Here is a 15846-nt window from a genome sequence, read left to right as displayed (position 1 = left end):
TCATGCGCAGGCCTTACGATGGGTCGGCTCACTGGGCAAGAGGGTGCGCCGCGCACAGGCGGAAGATGAAATTGTGCAAAAGTGCTCTCCTCTGATCGGAACCGGCGTGGGGGGTGCGCGTTTTTTCGTAAAGCGTGCGGGTGCCATGTCGAGTGTTGGGGGGCGGCACCGTTGGATAGACCGGCCGGAGCAGACGGCACTGGGCATTCCCGCGTTTTGCCGTAAAGGGAGGAAGACGAGGCGATTTGCCCACCGCAGCTTCGACCCACCACAGCTTCGAAAGGAACGCATGATGAGTGAGGCATTCGACACATTGGTGCCGGACGCGCAGGATTTCTGCCGCCGTCTGGATGACAACAACGCGACCGAATGGTTCGAGGCCAACGAGGCCGAGTTCACAGCTCGCCTGAAGACGCCTGCGACGCAGCTGCTGGAGGCCTTGCGCCCCAGGATCGCGGACCTGACCGGCGGCACATGCTCAACCACCCTGTTCGGCCTTGAGCGGGACGAGAAGTTCGCCAGGGGAGAACCGCCCTACAAGCCGCATCTGCACATGATGTGGAGCGCGCCGGACGAGGATGCGCAGCCGCTGGGCTGGTTCCTGCGTATCGAGCTGGACCGCATCCGGGTCGGTGCGGGCTACATGAAGTTCGAGGGCGCGGCGCTGGAGCGTTGGCGCGCGGCGCTGGCGGGCAAGCGTGGGGACCGCATCGATGACGCGGTCGGGGCGCTGATGGCCCAGGGGTGCAACCTGCGCGCACCGAGCCTGAAACGCGTGCCTGCCCCCTATTCCGAGACGCATCCGCGCGGTCCGCTGCTGCGCCACAAGGGGCTGACGATCTGGGCCGACCTGCCCCACCCCGAGCGGGATTTCGACGATGCCGTGATGGGCGCCTTCGCGTTGTTCTGGCCAGCGATGAAACTGGTGCGCGGGGCCTTGCGCGACCACGACTGAGCCTGTTCGGCAACATGACAGGCCCGTGATGACAGGCCCGTGATGACAGGCCGTGGCCGGTCGCGTGCCCGTTCACATGCCCATGTCACATGGCCGTGTCATATGGCCGTGTCGTCTGGCCGTGGACGGGGGGCCTTGCAGGGGGTGTCGAGGCCCGGGCCTGTCAGGCACTGGACGCGCGCGGCACCGACCGACGGCACCCCTGCCCGTCCGTTCCGGCGCAGCATTGCCCGCGCCCCGTGCCGCGCGTGTCGCGAATGACAGCGGCTTGCGCCACAGCCCTTTCCCCCGGCGGGGCGCGCTGCCATAATGGCCGCCAACAATAAGCACCGAGAGCAGCACATGGCAGACGATCTTTTGAACGGCGCGGCCCCGGAAACCTACGACGCCTCCTCGATCGAGGTTCTGGAAGGGCTGGAGCCTGTTCGCAAACGCCCCGGCATGTACATCGGGGGCACGGATGAACGCGCCCTGCACCACCTTGTCGCCGAGGTTCTGGACAACTCGATGGACGAGGCCGTTGCGGGCCATGCCAATCGCATCGAGGTCGAGCTGCACGCCGACGGCGCAATCACCATCCGCGACAACGGGCGGGGGATGCCGTTCGACCCGCACCCGAAGTTTCCCGGCAAATCGGCGCTGGAGGTGATCCTGTGTACCCTGCACGCGGGCGGCAAGTTCGGCGGCAAGGCCTATGAGACCTCGGGCGGTCTGCACGGCGTCGGCGCCTCGGTGGTCAATGCGCTGTCCGATCATATGGTCGTGCAGGTGGCCCGGGATCGCAAACTGGTGCAACAGCGATTCGCGCGCGGCATTCCACAGGGGCCGCTGGAGGACATGGGCGCGGCACCGAACCGGCGCGGCACCACGACGACCTTTCATCCCGACGCGGAGATCTTTGGCAGCCACAAGTTCAAGCCGGCGCGCCTGTTCAAGTCCATCCGGTCCAAGGCCTACCTGTTTTCGGGTGTCGAGATCCGCTGGAAGACCGCGATTGACGATGGCGAGACGCCGCTTGAGGCCGTGTTTCACTTTCCCGGCGGTCTGGCGGACTATCTGAGCGAAACAATGTCGGGCATCACGACCTACGCCGAGCGGCCCTTTGCGGGGCGTGTCGATTTCAAGGAACGCTTTGGCGTGCCGGGGCGTGTGGAGTGGGCGATCAACTGGACGCCGGCCCGCGACGGTTTCATCCAGTCCTATTGCAACACGGTTCCAACGCCCGAGGGCGGCACGCACGAGCAGGGTTTCTGGACGGCCGTGCTGAAGGGCATTCGTGCCTACGGCGAGCTGGTGAACAACAAGAAGGCCAGCCAGATCACCCGCGAGGATCTGGTTGTCGGCGGTTCGGCCCTTGTGTCGTGCTTTATCCGCGAGCCGGAATTCGTCGGCCAGACCAAGGACCGGCTGGCCACGGTCGAGGCCGGGCGTCTGGTGGAAAACGCGGTGCGCGACCACTTTGACAACTGGCTGGCGGCGGATACAAAATCGGCGGGCGCGATCCTCGATTTCCTGATCCTGCGGGCGGACGAGCGTCTGCGGCGCAAGATGGAAAAGGAAACCTCGCGCAAGACGGCGACGAAACGGCTGCGTCTGCCCGGCAAGCTGGCGGATTGTTCCAACACCAACCGAGAGGGCACGGAGCTGTTCCTGGTCGAGGGTGATTCGGCAGGTGGGTCGGCCAAGATGGCGCGCAACCGCAAGACACAGGCGCTGCTGCCGCTGCGTGGCAAGATCCTGAACGTCCTTGGCGCAGCCAGCGGCAAGATCGGTGCCAACCAGGAAATTGCGGACATGTGCCAGGCGCTCGGCGTCAACCTGGGCAGCAAGTTCCGGGTCGACGATCTGCGCTATGACAAGATCATCATCATGACCGACGCGGATGTCGACGGCGCGCATATCGCCTCGCTGCTGATGACGTTCTTTTTCACCCAGATGCGGCCGATGATCGACAATGGCCATCTGTACCTGGCCTGTCCGCCGCTGTTCCGTCTGACGCAGGGCGCCAACCGCGTCTATGTTCAGGACGAGGCCGAGCGCGACATGTGGCTGGAAAAGGGGCTGGGCGGGCGTGGCAAGATCGACGTGTCACGCTTCAAGGGTCTTGGTGAAATGGACGCCAAGGACCTGAAGGAAACCACGATGGACCCGAATTCGCGCAAGCTGATCCGCGTCACCATCGACGAGGACGAACCGGGCGAGACCGGTGATCTGGTTGAGCGGCTGATGGGCAAGAAACCCGAGCTGCGGTTCCAGTACATCCAGGAAAACGCCAAGTTCGCCGTCGAGCTGGACGTCTGAACAGAGCAAGAGGGGGCCGCGCGGCCCCCTTTTTCGATCTCAGCCTTCGCTGAGGGTGCCGGTGTCCAGACGCAGGGTCCGGTCCATCCGCGCGGCGAGGGCAAGGTTATGCGTCGCGATCAGGGCCGACAGGCCCGTGTCGCGCACCAGCCCCATCAGCGCATCGAACACCGTGTCCGAGGTCGTCGGGTCGAGGTTGCCGGTCGGTTCATCCGCCAGCAGCAGGGCGGGCCCATTGGCCAGCGCGCGGCAGAAGGCGACGCGCTGCTGTTCCCCCCCCGACATCGCGGCGGGGCGATGACCGGCGCGGGCCGACAACCCCACACGGGCCAACAGGTCCTCGGCACGGTCCTGCGCCTGTTTGCGCGGGGCACCCGCAGCCAGTTGCGGCAGAATGATGTTTTCGGCCGCGGTGAATTCGGGCAGCAGGTGGTGGAACTGGTAGATGAAGCCGACCTTGTCGCGCCGCACGGCGGTGCGGCGGCGGTCGGACAGGTCCGACATGTCCTCGCCTGCGATGCGTACCGTGCCGGTGTCGGGCTGGTCCAGCAGGCCCGCGATATGCAGCAGTGTCGACTTGCCCGCACCCGAAGGCGCGACAAGGGCGACGACCTCGCCCCGCTGCACCGTCAGGGTGGCATCATGCAGCACCGTTATCTCGTTCGGTTGACCGGGGTTGTAGCCCTTGCACAGGCCGCGCAGTTCCAGCACCGGGGCGGGCGTCATTTCAACATCATTCATAGCGCAGCGCCTCGACCGGGTTCATCCGGGCCGCGCGGCGGGCCGGAAAGATGGTGACCCCAAAGGACAGGATCAGCGAAAGCGACACCGCCGAGAGGACATCATGCCATTGCAGCTTGGCCGGCAACGCGTAGAGGCCGCGCACGGACGGATCCCAGACACCGCCGCCGGCGACATAGTTCACCATGGCGAAGATCGGGTCGATATAGAGGGTGAAAACCACGCCCAGCACCAGCCCGACCACTGTGCCGATGATGCCGGTGAAGGCGCCGCAGATGAAGAAGACGCGCAGGATAGACCCTTCGGTCAGGCCCATGGTGCGCAGGATGCCGATGTCGCGCCCCTTGTTCTTGACCAGCATGATCAGCCCCGAGACGATGTTCATCGCCGCGATCAGCACGAGGATCGACATGATGATGAACATCACGTTGTCCTCGACCGTCAGGGCACGCAGGAAGCTGCCCGAGGCATCGCGCCAGGTCCAGGCCATCGCGTTGTCCCCGGCGGCACGCAGGATGTCGGGGACGTGTTCATCGACTGTTTCGGGATCGTCGAGCATCACCTCGATCTCGTCCGCAGCGCCTTCGCGGTTGAAGTAGGACTGCGCCTCGGCGAAGGGCATGTAAACCCGCGTGCGGTCGATGTCATAGCGCCCAGCGGTAAAGATATAGGTGACATCGTAGGTGCCGACGCGGGGAGAGGTGCCAAAGGCGGTCTTCACGCCATCCGGCGAAATCAGCTTGATCCGGTCGCCCGGCACGAGGCCCAGTTCACGCGCCACGCCCGAACCGATGGCGACACCTGAGCCGAAGTCCGCGATGTTGCCCATCGACTCCTCGGGGCGGGCGATGCGCGGGATGCTGTCGAGGTCGGCGGCCGCGATGCCGAAAATCTCGACCCCCGCGTTGCGGCCGTTCATTGTTGCCATCACCTGCCCCTTGATCAGGGGAGCGGCCCGGCTGACACCGGGGACGGCGGCGATGCGCGTGGCCATCTCGGTGTAATCGGGGATGGTGCGATCCAGCTGGCCGGTTTCGGTGGCTTGCCCGGCGGAATAGACCGTGACGTGGGCATTGGCCCCAAGGATTGTGTCAACGAATTCGGCGCGAAAACCGGCGCGCACCGACAGCGTCGCGATCAGGGCAAAGACCGCGAGGGCGATGCCGATCAGTGAGATCCAGGTCATCACCGAAACCCCGCCTTCGGCACGGCGGGCGCGCAGGTAGCGCCAGGCGATCATCCATTCGAACGGGGCGAAGGGGGGGGCGGATCTGCTCAAGCTGACATCCTGCTTTTATTGTTTTGTGTCGGGCGGAAGGTGGCTTCGGAGGATCGGCGCGTCAAGGGCGGACGCCCCAGCCCCGCCGAGGGGTGCGTTGCCTTAGCGCAGGATCGGCGGTTTGTTCGGGTCCGAGCCCGGCGCGACATGGGTTATCTCCTGCGCGGTCTCGGCCTCGGGCAGGTCAAAGCGCAGACCGACCCGTGCGAGGGATGCCGCGTGGCTGTCGGTCGCGGCAAAGAACCCGACGTCCATCTGCCCGGCCTCTACCCCGGAAAATGTCAGCGCTTCGGAGGCTGCCCTGGCCAGCGACGGTTCGGCGCCGGGCACGGCATCGATGAAGGCGAGCATGTGGCTGCGGCGGCCCTGTTCGTCTTCGGTGCCTGCGAGAAAGGCACAATCGGCAAGGCCCCTGGCGGTCGCGAGTTTCGCGTCGATCGCGGCAATCAGGTATTCCGGCAGCCCATGCGGGGGGTGAAAGGCCGCGATCTGTGCCTCGACCTCGTCCGGGGCGTGGGCGACGGTGTCTCGCAGCCAGTCCACGGCCTCGGGGGGGATCAGGATGGCAGAGGGGGTTTCGAGGTTGACGGCAAGGCCGACCCCCTGCCCGGCAAGCTGTTCGACGATGGTGCGCCCGGACAGCGCCGCATAGGGCGACGGGCGGCCGGTAAAGGATGACAGCCTTTCCTCGCGGTCGAACAGCAGAACGAACTGCACGTCCTCGACCGGGAAAATCTCGGGGCTGGCATTGCCGCCATCGGCCTCGGCGCTGAGCAGCAGGAAAAGCTCGCTGTCCGCAAGGCGTTCGTAGAACCGCAGGCGGACGTTGTCGTCATCGGGCGCGGCCTCCATCGCGGCATGGGCCGCGTCGAGCGCGGTGACTTCGGGTGCGTCTTGGGTCAGGTCGGACATGTCATTGCCTTTCGGACTTCGGCGCGCAGCACCGGAAGGAGATCGGTTTCGAACCACGGATTGCGGCGCAGCCATGCCGTATTGCGCCAGGACGGATGAGGCAAGGGGATCGTGCCGGGAAGATGTTCGCGCCATTCTGCCACGGTCCGTGTCAGGGGCGCGCGAGTCCCGAGGTGGATGGCCTGCGCATAGACGCCGATCAGCAGCCGCAGGCGCAGGTTGGGCAGCTTTTCCATGACATCGCCATGCCACGTCTGGGCGCAGATCCGGGGCGGCGGCAGGTCCGATCCCTTTGCGTCGTACCCCGGAAAGCAGAAAGCCGAGGGCAGGAATGCCATCTGGCGCAGATCGTAGAACTCATCCCGGGTCACGCCCATCCAGTCGCGCAGACGGTCGCCGGAGCGATCATCGAAGGGGCGCTGGCGTTCGTGTGCCCTGATCCCCGGCGCCTGCCCCGCGATCAGGATGCGCGCGGCCGGATCCAGCCAGACCACCGGCGCAGGCGCATGACGTGTGCGGGTGGCGGCAAAGCGCGCGGCACAGAGGCGGCAGGTGCGGATATCGCTGAACGGGTCGGTCATGCGTTGCAATGTGGGGGCGCGCAGGGTGGCGTCAAATGGAAAGCGCACCTGGCGCGCCAACATTTCGACAATTATCGAAATATCTTGCCAGGTCGCCTTCATTTCTATATTTCTAGAATCATGAAAGCATTGTCATCGCCTGACCTCACCCTCGTCCTTGCCGCATCGAGCTTTGCCGCGCTCGGATCGGAACAACGGCTTCAAGTGCTGCGCACGCTGGTGCGTGCCGGGCCGCAGGGGCTGAGCATCGGTGAGTTGGGCGCCCGGGTCGGCATCACCGGATCGACCCTGACGCATCACGTGAAGATCCTGGCGCAGGCCGGACTGGTGCGGCAGGCCAAGGTCGGGCGCAGCGTGATCTGTGCCGCGGTCGCCTATGAGGATCTGAAGGCGCTGGCGGATTTCCTGCTGGCCAATTGTTGCGCCGATGTCGGCTGTGCTCATGACGAGGAAACCCCGAATGACTGAAATGATGCTGATCGAATATCGCCGCCTGCGCGCCAAACTCGACGGCGCGTGGGTATCCGTGCTTTTGGTGCTGGGCCTGATCGCGGCGCTGGACCCGGCGCAGTTGGGCGATAGCGTGGTGTTCGCGGGCCGAGCCTATCTGGGTACCTTGCCGTTCATCGTGTTCGCGGTCTGCGCAATCGGATACCTCAAGGCCAGCGGAGCCGAGGTTGTTCTGGCACGCGCCTTCGAGGGGCGCGAAGCGCGGATGATCGTCATGGCGGCCCTGCTGGGCGGGCTGTCACCGTTCTGTTCGTGCGAGGTGATCCCCTTCATCGCCGCATTGCTGGCTGTCGGCGCGCCGCTGAGCGCGGTCATGGCCTTCTGGCTGGCCTCGCCGTTGATGGACCCGGCGATGTTCACGATTACCGCCGGCACACTGGGGATGGAATTCGCCGTCGGCAAGGCCATCGCGGCCATCGGGCTGGGCCTGTTCGGGGGCGCTGTGGTGATGGCGCTGAAAGGTAGCGTCGTCTTTGCCGACCCCTTGCGCCAGCGGCCCGCTATCGGAGGCTGCTGCGGCGTGAAACAGCCCTTTCAGGGGAAACCGGTCTGGCGCGTCTGGACCGACGCCGACCGTCGCGCCACCTTTCGCGAGACCGCCTTTGAAAACCTGCTGTTCCTGACCAAGTGGCTCGTACTGGCCTATGTGTTGGAAACGGTGATGCTGGAATACGTTCCGGCCGAATGGATTGCGGGCGTTCTGGGGGGTACGGGGCCGGGTCCCATCGTGCTGGGCGCGCTGGTCGGCGCCCCGGCCTATCTGAATGGCTACGCCGCCGTGCCGCTGGTCGGCGCCTTGCTGGATCAGGGAATGGCGCCCGGTGCGGCCATGTCATTCATAATCGCGGGGGGTGTCAGCTGCATCCCCGCCGCCGTTGCCGTCTGGGCGCTGGTCAAGCCTCGCGTCTTTATGGCCTACCTCGGCCTGGCCATCCTGGGCGCAATGATCGCAGGGGGCCTGTGGGGGCTGTGGGCTCCGACCGTGGCGCAAGGCACCGTGCTGCCGCTTTGAGCGGCATCCAGGCGCGCCGCCCGCCTGCCGCAAACCACCGTTCATCGTAAAGCAGGCGCGGCGCCATGAGACCCCGTTGCCCAGCCGCCGCAATTCCCTTACCTCGCGATTAACCAAAAATGAAACGGGGGAAGGCCACATGTATCGGGTCTGGAATTTCGTTACCAATTATTCTCTGTTGTTGATCATCGGGGCATTGGTTGCCCTGATCTGGGCCAATTTGGACGCGGAGGGCTATCATCATTTCGTGCACCTGGTGATCTGGGAGGATGCCCCGGTGGGCGCCCTGCACGACGGTCATCGCGTGCTGACCCTCCACTACCTGATCAACGACATGTTGATGGCGTTCTTCTTTGCCATTGCCGCCAAGGAGGTCTGGGAGGCCGTGATCCTGAAAGAGGGGTCGCTGCGCGGCAAGAAGGCCGCGACGCCGCTGATCGCCACGCTTGGCGGCATGTTGGGCCCGGTCACGGTGTACCTGGGGTTGGCGATGGTGTTCGGCTCGACCACGTATGATGCCGTGTCCAACGGATGGGCCATTCCGACGGCCACCGACATCGCGTTTTCCTACCTCGTGGGGCGGATGGTCTTCGGGGCGGGGCATCCTGCCGTGCGCTTTTTGCTGCTGCTGGCGATTGCCGATGACGCCGCCGGGCTGATCATCCTGGCCATCTTTTATCCGTCAGGCGATCTGGCGCCGGAGTGGCTTTTACTGTCGCTGGCGGCTGCGGGCGCGGTTTTCGTGCTGTTCAACGCCCTGCCCCGCCGGATGGATCGCAACAATCAGGATCGGCCCAATTCATCCTGGGTCCGAGAGAGGCTGGGCCTCTGGCCCTATGCAATCGCGGCCTGCATCAGCTGGTATGGCTTCATGCGCGCCGGGATTCATCCCGCACTTGGGCTGCTGCCGATTGTGCCGACGATCCCGCACGCCGATCGGGCCTTTGGCTTTTTCAGCGAAGCAGAGCAATATCTGACCGATCTCCTGAACCATATCGAGCATGTGCTGAAGCATCCTGTCGAAATCGTCCTGTTCTTTTTCGGCCTGATGAATGCGGGGGTAGAGTTCAACGCGATTTCCGAACCGACATGGCTGGTGATGTTCGGGCTGCTGCTGGGCAAACCGATCGGCGTGCTGCTGTTCGGCGCCTTTGGCGCGCATGCGTTGCGCCTGGGTCTGCCCCGGGGAATGCGCACAGCGGATCTGTTGGTGGTCGGGTGTGTCGCCGCCATCGGGTTTACCGTTTCGCTGTTCATCGCCTCGGTCGCCTTTGATGCCGGCCCGGTGCAGGACGCGGCAAAGATGGGTGCCCTGTTCAGTTTCGCCGCCGCCGGGATTGCCCTGGTTGCGGGCCTGGTATGCCGCGTTCAAAAGGTTGTCGCCTGAACATGTCGACGGCGGCATCGCGTCGCAGGCCAATTCCCTGCGGCGCGAAAATCGCGACAATTCAATTAAAAGCCGGCAGACGTTTTGCCGGCTTTTTCATGCGGTCTTACATTTTCGACAGGCAAGATTGCCATGAACACAAGAAATCCGGCATAGTCGGTCCAATTCGGCGGACGGATCGAAACGCAACTCCGCCTGGGAGACTGGTCATACGAGTTTAACGCCCCCATGCTCGAATTCGAGAATGTCAGTAAATCGTTCTGGACGGGCAGCCATCGCAAGGTGATCCTGGACCGTGTCTCCTTTCGCGTCGAGTTGGGCCGCTCTCTGGGAATCCTCGCCCCCAACGGCACGGGCAAAACCACCCTTATCAACATGATGGCGGGGCTGGAGAAGCCAGATGAGGGGACCGTGCGCAAAACCTGCCGGATCTCGTTTCCGCTGGGTTTCATGGGCGGGGTGATCAGCAAGCATACCGCGATGGAAAATTCGCGATATATTGCGCGGCTTTATGGGCTGGACCCGGATTATGTCGAAGCGTTCTGTCGCTGGCTGTGCGGCCTGGGCGAATATTTCGAGCAGCCCCTCGGGACGTATTCGTCGGGGATGCGGGCGCGTTTCAGCTTTGCGCTGATGCTGGCTCTGGATTTCGACATGTACCTGATCGACGAAGGGATGCCGAATTCCACAGATATGGAGTTCAATCGCAAGGCAGGGGAAATCCTTCGGGAACGGCTGGAGACGACGACGATCGTGATCGTATCGCATCAGGCCAGGACGCTGGCGAAATTCGCGCGCGAGGCAGCGGTGCTGCGCGATGGCAACCTGTTCATGTTTGATACCTTGGAAGAAGCGAAGCAGATGTATGACTACGGACCCCAAGGCGCATAACCCTCCGCCCCGACGCGACGACGGACGCGTGAAGGCACATCGGGCCGCCCCGGACGCGGGCCGGCAAAGCGTGGACGATGCCGCAGACCCATCCGCGACGGCCGACCCCGATCAGGCGAGCCGCCATCTGCTGGAACACGACACGGAGATGGGCGGCGCGCATGAGGGTGATATCAGCGAAGATGACGCGGCCACCCGCGAGGCACGGAACGCGGCACTGGAAGCGGAACTGAAATCCATCCGCCGCGAGGGCCTGACACGTCAGCAATTGCGCAGCGCCCGCCGGTTGGCGCAAAATCACATGCTGACGACCCGGTCGGATTTCGACGCGGTACGCCAGTTGCGCGGTCTGGGGATCGACCCGTTCGAAACCGGCAGGATGCTGGAGGTGATCCGGGCCGAGGACAGCAACGCCCTGGTACGACGAACGCAGGATGATGCCCTGCCGGACAGGGTACCAAACCAGCACCCCGCGTCGCGCGAAAGCACCTTGTCGCGCCGCCACCACGACATATTCACCATTCAACGTGACATTGCGCATCGCCGCCGCCGAAAGCTGCTGCAACTGCTGACGCGATTGTCCTTTTTTGTCTTTCTGCCGACGATCCTGGCCGGGTACTATTATTTCCGCGTGGCCACGCCGATGTATTCGGTGAAATCCGAATTCCTGATTCTGCAAGCCGATGCGACAAGCGGCGGCGGTCTGGGCGGGCTGTTTTCCGGCACGCAGTTCGCCACGAACCAGGATTCCATCGCGGTGCAATCCTACCTGCAATCCAAGGACGCGATGCTGCGCCTGAACGACGATGTCGGGTTCAATGACCATTTCAGCGACCCCGCCATCGATCCCATTCAGCGCATGCCGCCGAATGCCTCGAACGAAGTCGCCTATCGCACATACAAGAAGTACGTCAAAATCGGCTATGATCCGACCGAAGGCGTCATCAAGATGGAGGCACAGGCCGCCGATCCCAATCTGGCAACGGAATTCTCTACCCATCTGATCGCCTACGCCGAGGAGCGGGTCGACGATCTGTCGCGACGCAAGCGGGAGGATGCGGTGCGTTCCGCGCGTGAGGGCCTGGAAAAGGCCAAGTCGGACAGGCGGGAGGCGCAGGAAACGCTGGTGCGGCTGCAAGAAGGCACGATCGTGGATCCGGAGGCAGTCATCGCCACCTTGCGCAGCCAGATAGCAGGCTACGAAGTGCAATTGCAGGAAAAGCAACTGCAACTGTCTGCCTTGCGCGACAACAATCGCCCCAACCTGGCACGCGTCAACGGCGCCGAGGCCGATATCGACCGGTTACAGGCGCTGCTGGCCGATCTGAACGACAAGATGACCCAAACCCAGGCCGACGACAGCTCGCTTGCCGCAAAGACGGCGCAGGTGCAGTTGGCCCAGGCGGATCTGAGTACGGCCGACATGTTTCTGCAATCGGCCCTGCAGAATGAAAAGCAGACCGAGCTGGAGGCCAATCGGCAGGTTCGGTACCTGACAACCTCGGTACGACCGATCGCCCCCCAGGATCCGAGCCACCCGCACTCGTTCGAAAACACCATCCTGGTATTTCTGGTGCTTTCGGGGATCTACCTCATGATCTCACTGACCGGCGCGATCCTGAGGGAGCAGGTTGCAAACTGACCGTGTCAGACGCGTAAAAAAGGGCGCCACCCGGGCGCCCCTTTGCAGTCACGTGCCTGAACGGCTCAGCCCGCAGCGAGGCCCCTGCCCTTGAGAAGTGCATCTACGCCCGGCATCCGCCCGCGAAACCGCATGTAAAGCTCGTCCGCTTCGACAGAACCGCCTTTGGACAGGATGTTTTCCTCAAGTGCGCGCGCGATTTCGGGATCGAAAGCATCGCCTTTTTCCTCGAACGCGGCGAAGGCGTCGGCGTCCATGACCTCCGACCACATGTAGCTGTAGTAGCCAGAACTGTAGCCATCGCCGGAAAACACATGAGCGAAATGCGGCGTCGCATGGCGCATGGTGATCGCGTCTGGCATCCCGAGCGCGTCAAGGATCTGCGCCTGCCTGGCCATCGGATCGGCCGGGGCCGCGCCGTCGTGGAATTCAAGATCGACCAGCGCCGAGGCGACATATTCGACGGTTTGAAACCCCATGTCGAAGGTGGCGGCGCCCAGAACCTTGTTCAGCATTTCCTTGGGCATAGGCGCGCCTGTGTCGACATGTGTGGCGAAGGTTTCCAGCACCTCGGGAACTTCCAGCCAGTGTTCGTAGAGTTGGCTTGGAAGCTCCACGAAATCACGGCTGACGGAGGTGCCGGACACCCGCTCGAACGTCACGTCGGACAGCATCTGGTGCAGGGCATGGCCAAACTCGTGAAACAGCGTGCGCGCATCGTCGTAGGACAGCAGCGCAGCCTCGCCGTCGGTCGGCTTGGAAAAGTTGCAGACGTTGATCACGATAGGTGCCTGCACCTTTGGCAGCCGAGACTGGCTGCGCATCGCCGAGCACCAGGCGCCCGACCGCTTGGAACCCCGGGCGAAATAATCGCCGATGAACAGGGCGACGTGTTCGCCATCGCGCGTCACGTCCCACGCGCGGCAATCGGGGTGATAATTCGACACCTCGACAGGCGAGAAGGACAGCCCGAAGAGACGATGCGCGCAATCGAACGCTGCCTCGATCATCCTGTCCAGTTGAAGGTAAGGCTTCAATGCCGCTTCGTCGATGTCATGCAGGGCCTTGCGGCGTTTCTCAGCGTAGTAGCGCCAGTCCCAAGGCATGAAGGGGCCGTTGTGCCCGTCGTTGGCCAACATGGTCTGCATCGCTGCCTGATCTTCAAGCGCGGCGGCCCGGGCCGGTGCCCAGACCTGCATCAGCAGATCACGTACCTTGTCCGGGGTTCCGGCCATTTCCGTTTCCAGCTTGAAAGCGGCAAAGTTTTCATAGCCTAGCAGCTTGGCACGCTCTTCGCGCAGGGCCAGGATTTCAGTCACGGCGGCGCGATTGTCGGTCTCGCCGCCCATTTCGCCACGCGCAACCCAGGCGCCATAAGCCCGCTCCCGCAGGGCGCGGTCGGTCGAGAATTGCAGGAAGGGCACGATCAGCGAACGGGACAAGGTGATCACCGGCCCCTTGCCGCGCTCCTGCCCCGCTGCCCGCGCCGCGTTGACCAGGAAGGCGGGCAAGCCACCCAGCTGGTCTTCCTCCAGTTCCATGAACCACGTGCGTTCGTCCGCCAGAAGGTTCTGCGTGAACTGGGTGCCGAGCTGGGCCAGGCGCCCCATGATCGTCTTCATCCGTGCTGCATCTGCCCCATCCAGCGCAGCCCCTGACCGTACGAAACCGCGATGCACGAGGTAGAGAATGCGGGCTTGGTCCGCATCCAAGCCCAAAGTGTCGCGGCGCGACCACAGATCGGCAATGCGCCCAAAGAGCGCCTTGTTGGCGTGGATATCCGAAAAATGCGCCGACAGTTTTGGGGAAAAGTCACGCTGTAGCGCCTCACGCGCCGGGGTGCTGTCTGCCCCGGCAAGGGCGTAGAAGGGTGACAGCACCTTGTCCAGAGCCTGACCGGATGCCTCATATGCAAGGATGGTATTGGCAAAGTCGGGGTCCGCTGCGTTGTCCGCGATCGCGACGATTTCCGCGCTGTGTTCTTTCAGCGCAATCTCCAGCGCAGGGGCAAAGTCATCATCTGAAATCTGGTCGAAAGGGGCCATCTGGAACGGCGTTGTCCAGTCGCGCAGCAGGGGGTTGGTCATTCGCTCACCTCGTGGATGGCGCCGCAAACAGGGCAGTCCGGGCGCGGTTTCAGGGCGATCTTGCGGGTTTCCCCCCAGAGCGCATCATATATCAGCATCTCGCCCAGAAGCGGCGCACCAGCACCCGAGATCAGCTTGACCGCCTCGACTGCCATCATGCTGCCCAGAACGCCGGGCAACGGCGACAAGACCCCGGCTTCGGCACAGGATGGCGCAAGCCCCGGCGCGGGCGCCACGGGAAAGATACATTCATAACATGGGGTGCCATGGCGCGGGGAAAAGACCGAAAGCTGGCCTTCCCACTGCGACAAGGCGCCAGAGATCAGCGGCTTGCCGGTGGCAACGGCGATACGGTTGGCAAGATACCGGGTGTCGAAATTGTCGGTGCCATCCAGGATCACGTCGAAATCACCCAGCAGGTCAGCGGCAATGTCCGGGCTGAGACGGCGCTGGTAGGGAAGAACGGTGACAAAGGGGTTCTGCGCCCGCATCGCCCGCGCGGCCGAATGCACCTTTGGCGTATCTATATCGGCATCACGGTGGATCACCTGCCGTTGCAGATTGGAATTGTCGACCAGGTCATCGTCGATCACCCCGATGGTGCCGACCCCTGCCGCCGCCAGGTACAGCAGCGCGGGCGAGCCAAGCCCCCCGGCCCCGATCACCAGAACCCGTGCCTGTTTCAGCGCCTTTTGCCCCGGCCCGCCCAATTCGCGCAACACGATGTGACGGGCATACCGGTTCAGCTCAGTCTCCGAGAATAGGGCTGCGGGGACAGTCGTTGCGGCACTCTGCGTCGCTTGCGCAGGATCGGCGCGGGCACGCAGAGCCGCAATGCCCTTGCCATAGATCAGGATCAGCGCGACCACGCCCCCAAGCATCAGCCAAGGCGCCGGCCCGCCGCCGAGCGCGACCCGCATCGCGTTGTCCCGCGGCAGCACGAATTGCCCCAAAAGCACCCCGATATAGAGCACAGCCAGCACAAACGCGCACGTTCGCGCGGAGATGCCAAGACGACGCCCGGCGAACCATAACCCGCCGACCAACAAAAGGGCCCAGATCATCACGCCCGCCCGGTGGAGCCAAAGCCGCCGGTACCGCGCGGCGTATCATCCAACGTTTCGACCACGTGGAAACGCGCCTGCAACACCGGAGCAACGAGCATCTGCGCAATGCGATCGCCATGATTGACGGTGAACGCCTGGGGGCCGGCATTCATCAGGATTACCCCCAAGGGACCGCGATAGTCGCTGTCGATGGTACCCGGCGCATTGGGTAATGTGATGCCGAATTTCAGCGCAAGGCCGGAACGCGGCCTCAACTGCACCTCGTACCCGGCGGGGATAGCCATGCGCAGGCCAGTCGGGATCAACGCCCACGCACCGCTGGCAAGCGTCATCTGAGTCCGGTCAGGCAAATTGGCACGCAGATCCGCACCGGCAGCCCCGGCACTTTCGTAAGCAGGCAGGCCAAGGCTGCGGTCCGCCCCCTCCTCCCACATGATTTCGATCGCGATGCGTTGCATCTGTTCCATGTGTCCGGCCCTTT

General features: G+C 63.7%; 14 protein-coding genes. 7 read left to right on the top strand and 7 right to left on the bottom strand.

Annotation, left to right across the window (positions count from 1 at the left end):
* The first annotated feature begins 292 nt into the window (after positions 1–292).
* Together DL237_RS04625 and parE are read left to right on the top strand one after the other, a co-directional pair.
* Positions 293–955, top strand: a complete 663-nt coding sequence (locus DL237_RS04625; protein ID WP_158585585.1) for a DUF2461 family protein — start codon at positions 293–295, stop codon at positions 953–955.
* A 342-nt stretch (positions 956–1297) separates the two neighbouring features.
* Positions 1298–3256: a DNA topoisomerase IV subunit B gene (gene parE, locus DL237_RS04620; RefSeq protein ID WP_119397859.1), complete on the top strand. Its 1959-nt coding sequence runs from the start codon at positions 1298–1300 to the stop codon at positions 3254–3256.
* Positions 3257–3295: 39 nt separating this feature from the next.
* Here the strand turns inward: parE and DL237_RS04615 are convergent, their stop codons facing one another.
* The 4 genes from DL237_RS04615 to DL237_RS04600 form a co-directional block, all read right to left on the bottom strand.
* Positions 3296–3997 carry an ABC transporter ATP-binding protein gene (locus tag DL237_RS04615; protein WP_233544867.1) on the bottom strand — a complete coding sequence of 234 codons (702 nt, stop codon included), beginning with the start codon at positions 3995–3997 and terminating at the stop codon, positions 3296–3298.
* Complete coding sequence (locus DL237_RS04610) at positions 3990–5237, bottom strand: lipoprotein-releasing ABC transporter permease subunit (protein ID WP_119397972.1); 1248 nt, start codon at positions 5235–5237, stop codon at positions 3990–3992. The genes DL237_RS04615 and DL237_RS04610 overlap by 8 nt, the downstream gene beginning before the upstream one ends.
* Before the next feature lie 141 nt (positions 5238–5378).
* On the bottom strand, positions 5379–6188 hold the full coding sequence (locus DL237_RS04605) for an SseB family protein (protein ID WP_119397857.1): 810 nt from the start codon (positions 6186–6188) through the stop codon (positions 5379–5381).
* Positions 6176–6769, bottom strand: coding sequence for a uracil-DNA glycosylase family protein (locus DL237_RS04600; RefSeq protein WP_119397971.1), 594 nt, complete (start codon positions 6767–6769; stop codon positions 6176–6178). Before DL237_RS04600 ends, DL237_RS04605 begins: the two co-directional genes overlap by 13 nt.
* 120 nt (positions 6770–6889) lie before the next feature.
* Here DL237_RS04600 and DL237_RS04595 point away from each other — a divergent pair, with 120 nt between their 5' ends.
* The 5 genes from DL237_RS04595 to DL237_RS04575 all read left to right on the top strand — a co-directional run bounded on the left by DL237_RS04595 (position 6890) and on the right by DL237_RS04575 (position 12211).
* Positions 6890–7237: an ArsR/SmtB family transcription factor gene (locus tag DL237_RS04595; protein WP_119397856.1), complete on the top strand. Its 348-nt coding sequence runs from the start codon at positions 6890–6892 to the stop codon at positions 7235–7237.
* Positions 7230–8291 (top strand): permease, encoded by a 1062-nt coding sequence (locus DL237_RS04590; RefSeq protein ID WP_119397855.1) that lies wholly within the window; start codon positions 7230–7232, stop codon positions 8289–8291. Before DL237_RS04595 ends, DL237_RS04590 begins: the two co-directional genes overlap by 8 nt.
* Positions 8292–8430: 139 nt before the next feature.
* The gene (locus DL237_RS04585) at positions 8431–9678 is read left to right on the top strand and encodes a Na+/H+ antiporter NhaA (protein WP_119397854.1); all 1248 of its coding nucleotides are present in this window, start codon (positions 8431–8433) and stop codon (positions 9676–9678) included.
* Between the two features lie 228 nt (positions 9679–9906).
* Positions 9907–10569: an ABC transporter ATP-binding protein gene (locus tag DL237_RS04580; RefSeq protein ID WP_119397853.1), complete on the top strand. Its 663-nt coding sequence runs from the start codon at positions 9907–9909 to the stop codon at positions 10567–10569.
* Complete coding sequence (locus tag DL237_RS04575; RefSeq protein WP_233544865.1) at positions 10544–12211, top strand: capsule biosynthesis protein; 1668 nt, start codon at positions 10544–10546, stop codon at positions 12209–12211. The genes DL237_RS04580 and DL237_RS04575 overlap by 26 nt, the downstream gene beginning before the upstream one ends.
* Before the next feature lie 65 nt (positions 12212–12276).
* Here the strand turns inward: DL237_RS04575 and DL237_RS04570 are convergent, their stop codons facing one another.
* Genes DL237_RS04570 through dut form a run of 3 tightly spaced genes read right to left on the bottom strand, consistent with a single transcriptional unit; the run spans position 12277 to position 15823 of the window.
* Positions 12277–14298 (bottom strand): M3 family metallopeptidase, encoded by a 2022-nt coding sequence (locus tag DL237_RS04570; RefSeq protein ID WP_119397852.1) that lies wholly within the window; start codon positions 14296–14298, stop codon positions 12277–12279.
* Positions 14295–15362, bottom strand: a complete 1068-nt coding sequence (locus DL237_RS04565; RefSeq protein WP_119397851.1) for a HesA/MoeB/ThiF family protein — start codon at positions 15360–15362, stop codon at positions 14295–14297. Before DL237_RS04565 ends, DL237_RS04570 begins: the two co-directional genes overlap by 4 nt.
* Positions 15362–15823, bottom strand: coding sequence for a dUTP diphosphatase (gene dut / locus DL237_RS04560; protein WP_119397969.1), 462 nt, complete (start codon positions 15821–15823; stop codon positions 15362–15364). Before dut ends, DL237_RS04565 begins: the two co-directional genes overlap by 1 nt.
* Positions 15824–15846 lie beyond the last annotated feature (23 nt).

This window comes from Pseudooceanicola sediminis, from assembly GCF_003575965.1.
Lineage (GTDB): Bacteria > Pseudomonadota > Alphaproteobacteria > Rhodobacterales > Rhodobacteraceae > Pseudooceanicola > Pseudooceanicola sediminis.
Note: the sequence above shows the minus strand (reverse complement) of the source record. Positions and strands in the feature narration are given on the sequence as shown.

Bases quoted from the DNA above. Each gene is read 5' to 3' on its own strand.
- DL237_RS04625 (WP_158585585.1), top strand. From the start codon at position 293: ATGAGTGAGGCATTCGACACATTGGTGCCGGACGCGCAGGATTTCTGC.
- parE (WP_119397859.1), top strand. From the start codon at position 1,298: ATGGCAGACGATCTTTTGAACGGCGCGGCCCCGGAAACCTACGACGCC.
- DL237_RS04615 (WP_233544867.1), bottom strand. From the start codon at position 3,997: ATGAATGATGTTGAAATGACGCCCGCCCCGGTGCTGGAACTGCGCGGC.
- DL237_RS04610 (WP_119397972.1), bottom strand. From the start codon at position 5,237: ATGATCGCCTGGCGCTACCTGCGCGCCCGCCGTGCCGAAGGCGGGGTT.
- DL237_RS04605 (WP_119397857.1), bottom strand. From the start codon at position 6,188: ATGTCCGACCTGACCCAAGACGCACCCGAAGTCACCGCGCTCGACGCG.
- DL237_RS04600 (WP_119397971.1), bottom strand. From the start codon at position 6,769: ATGACCGACCCGTTCAGCGATATCCGCACCTGCCGCCTCTGTGCCGCG.
- DL237_RS04595 (WP_119397856.1), top strand. From the start codon at position 6,890: ATGAAAGCATTGTCATCGCCTGACCTCACCCTCGTCCTTGCCGCATCG.
- DL237_RS04590 (WP_119397855.1), top strand. From the start codon at position 7,230: ATGACTGAAATGATGCTGATCGAATATCGCCGCCTGCGCGCCAAACTC.
- DL237_RS04585 (WP_119397854.1), top strand. From the start codon at position 8,431: ATGTATCGGGTCTGGAATTTCGTTACCAATTATTCTCTGTTGTTGATC.
- DL237_RS04580 (WP_119397853.1), top strand. From the start codon at position 9,907: ATGCTCGAATTCGAGAATGTCAGTAAATCGTTCTGGACGGGCAGCCAT.
- DL237_RS04575 (WP_233544865.1), top strand. From the start codon at position 10,544: ATGACTACGGACCCCAAGGCGCATAACCCTCCGCCCCGACGCGACGAC.
- DL237_RS04570 (WP_119397852.1), bottom strand. From the start codon at position 14,298: ATGACCAACCCCCTGCTGCGCGACTGGACAACGCCGTTCCAGATGGCC.
- DL237_RS04565 (WP_119397851.1), bottom strand. From the start codon at position 15,362: ATGATCTGGGCCCTTTTGTTGGTCGGCGGGTTATGGTTCGCCGGGCGT.
- dut (WP_119397969.1), bottom strand. From the start codon at position 15,823: ATGCAACGCATCGCGATCGAAATCATGTGGGAGGAGGGGGCGGACCGC.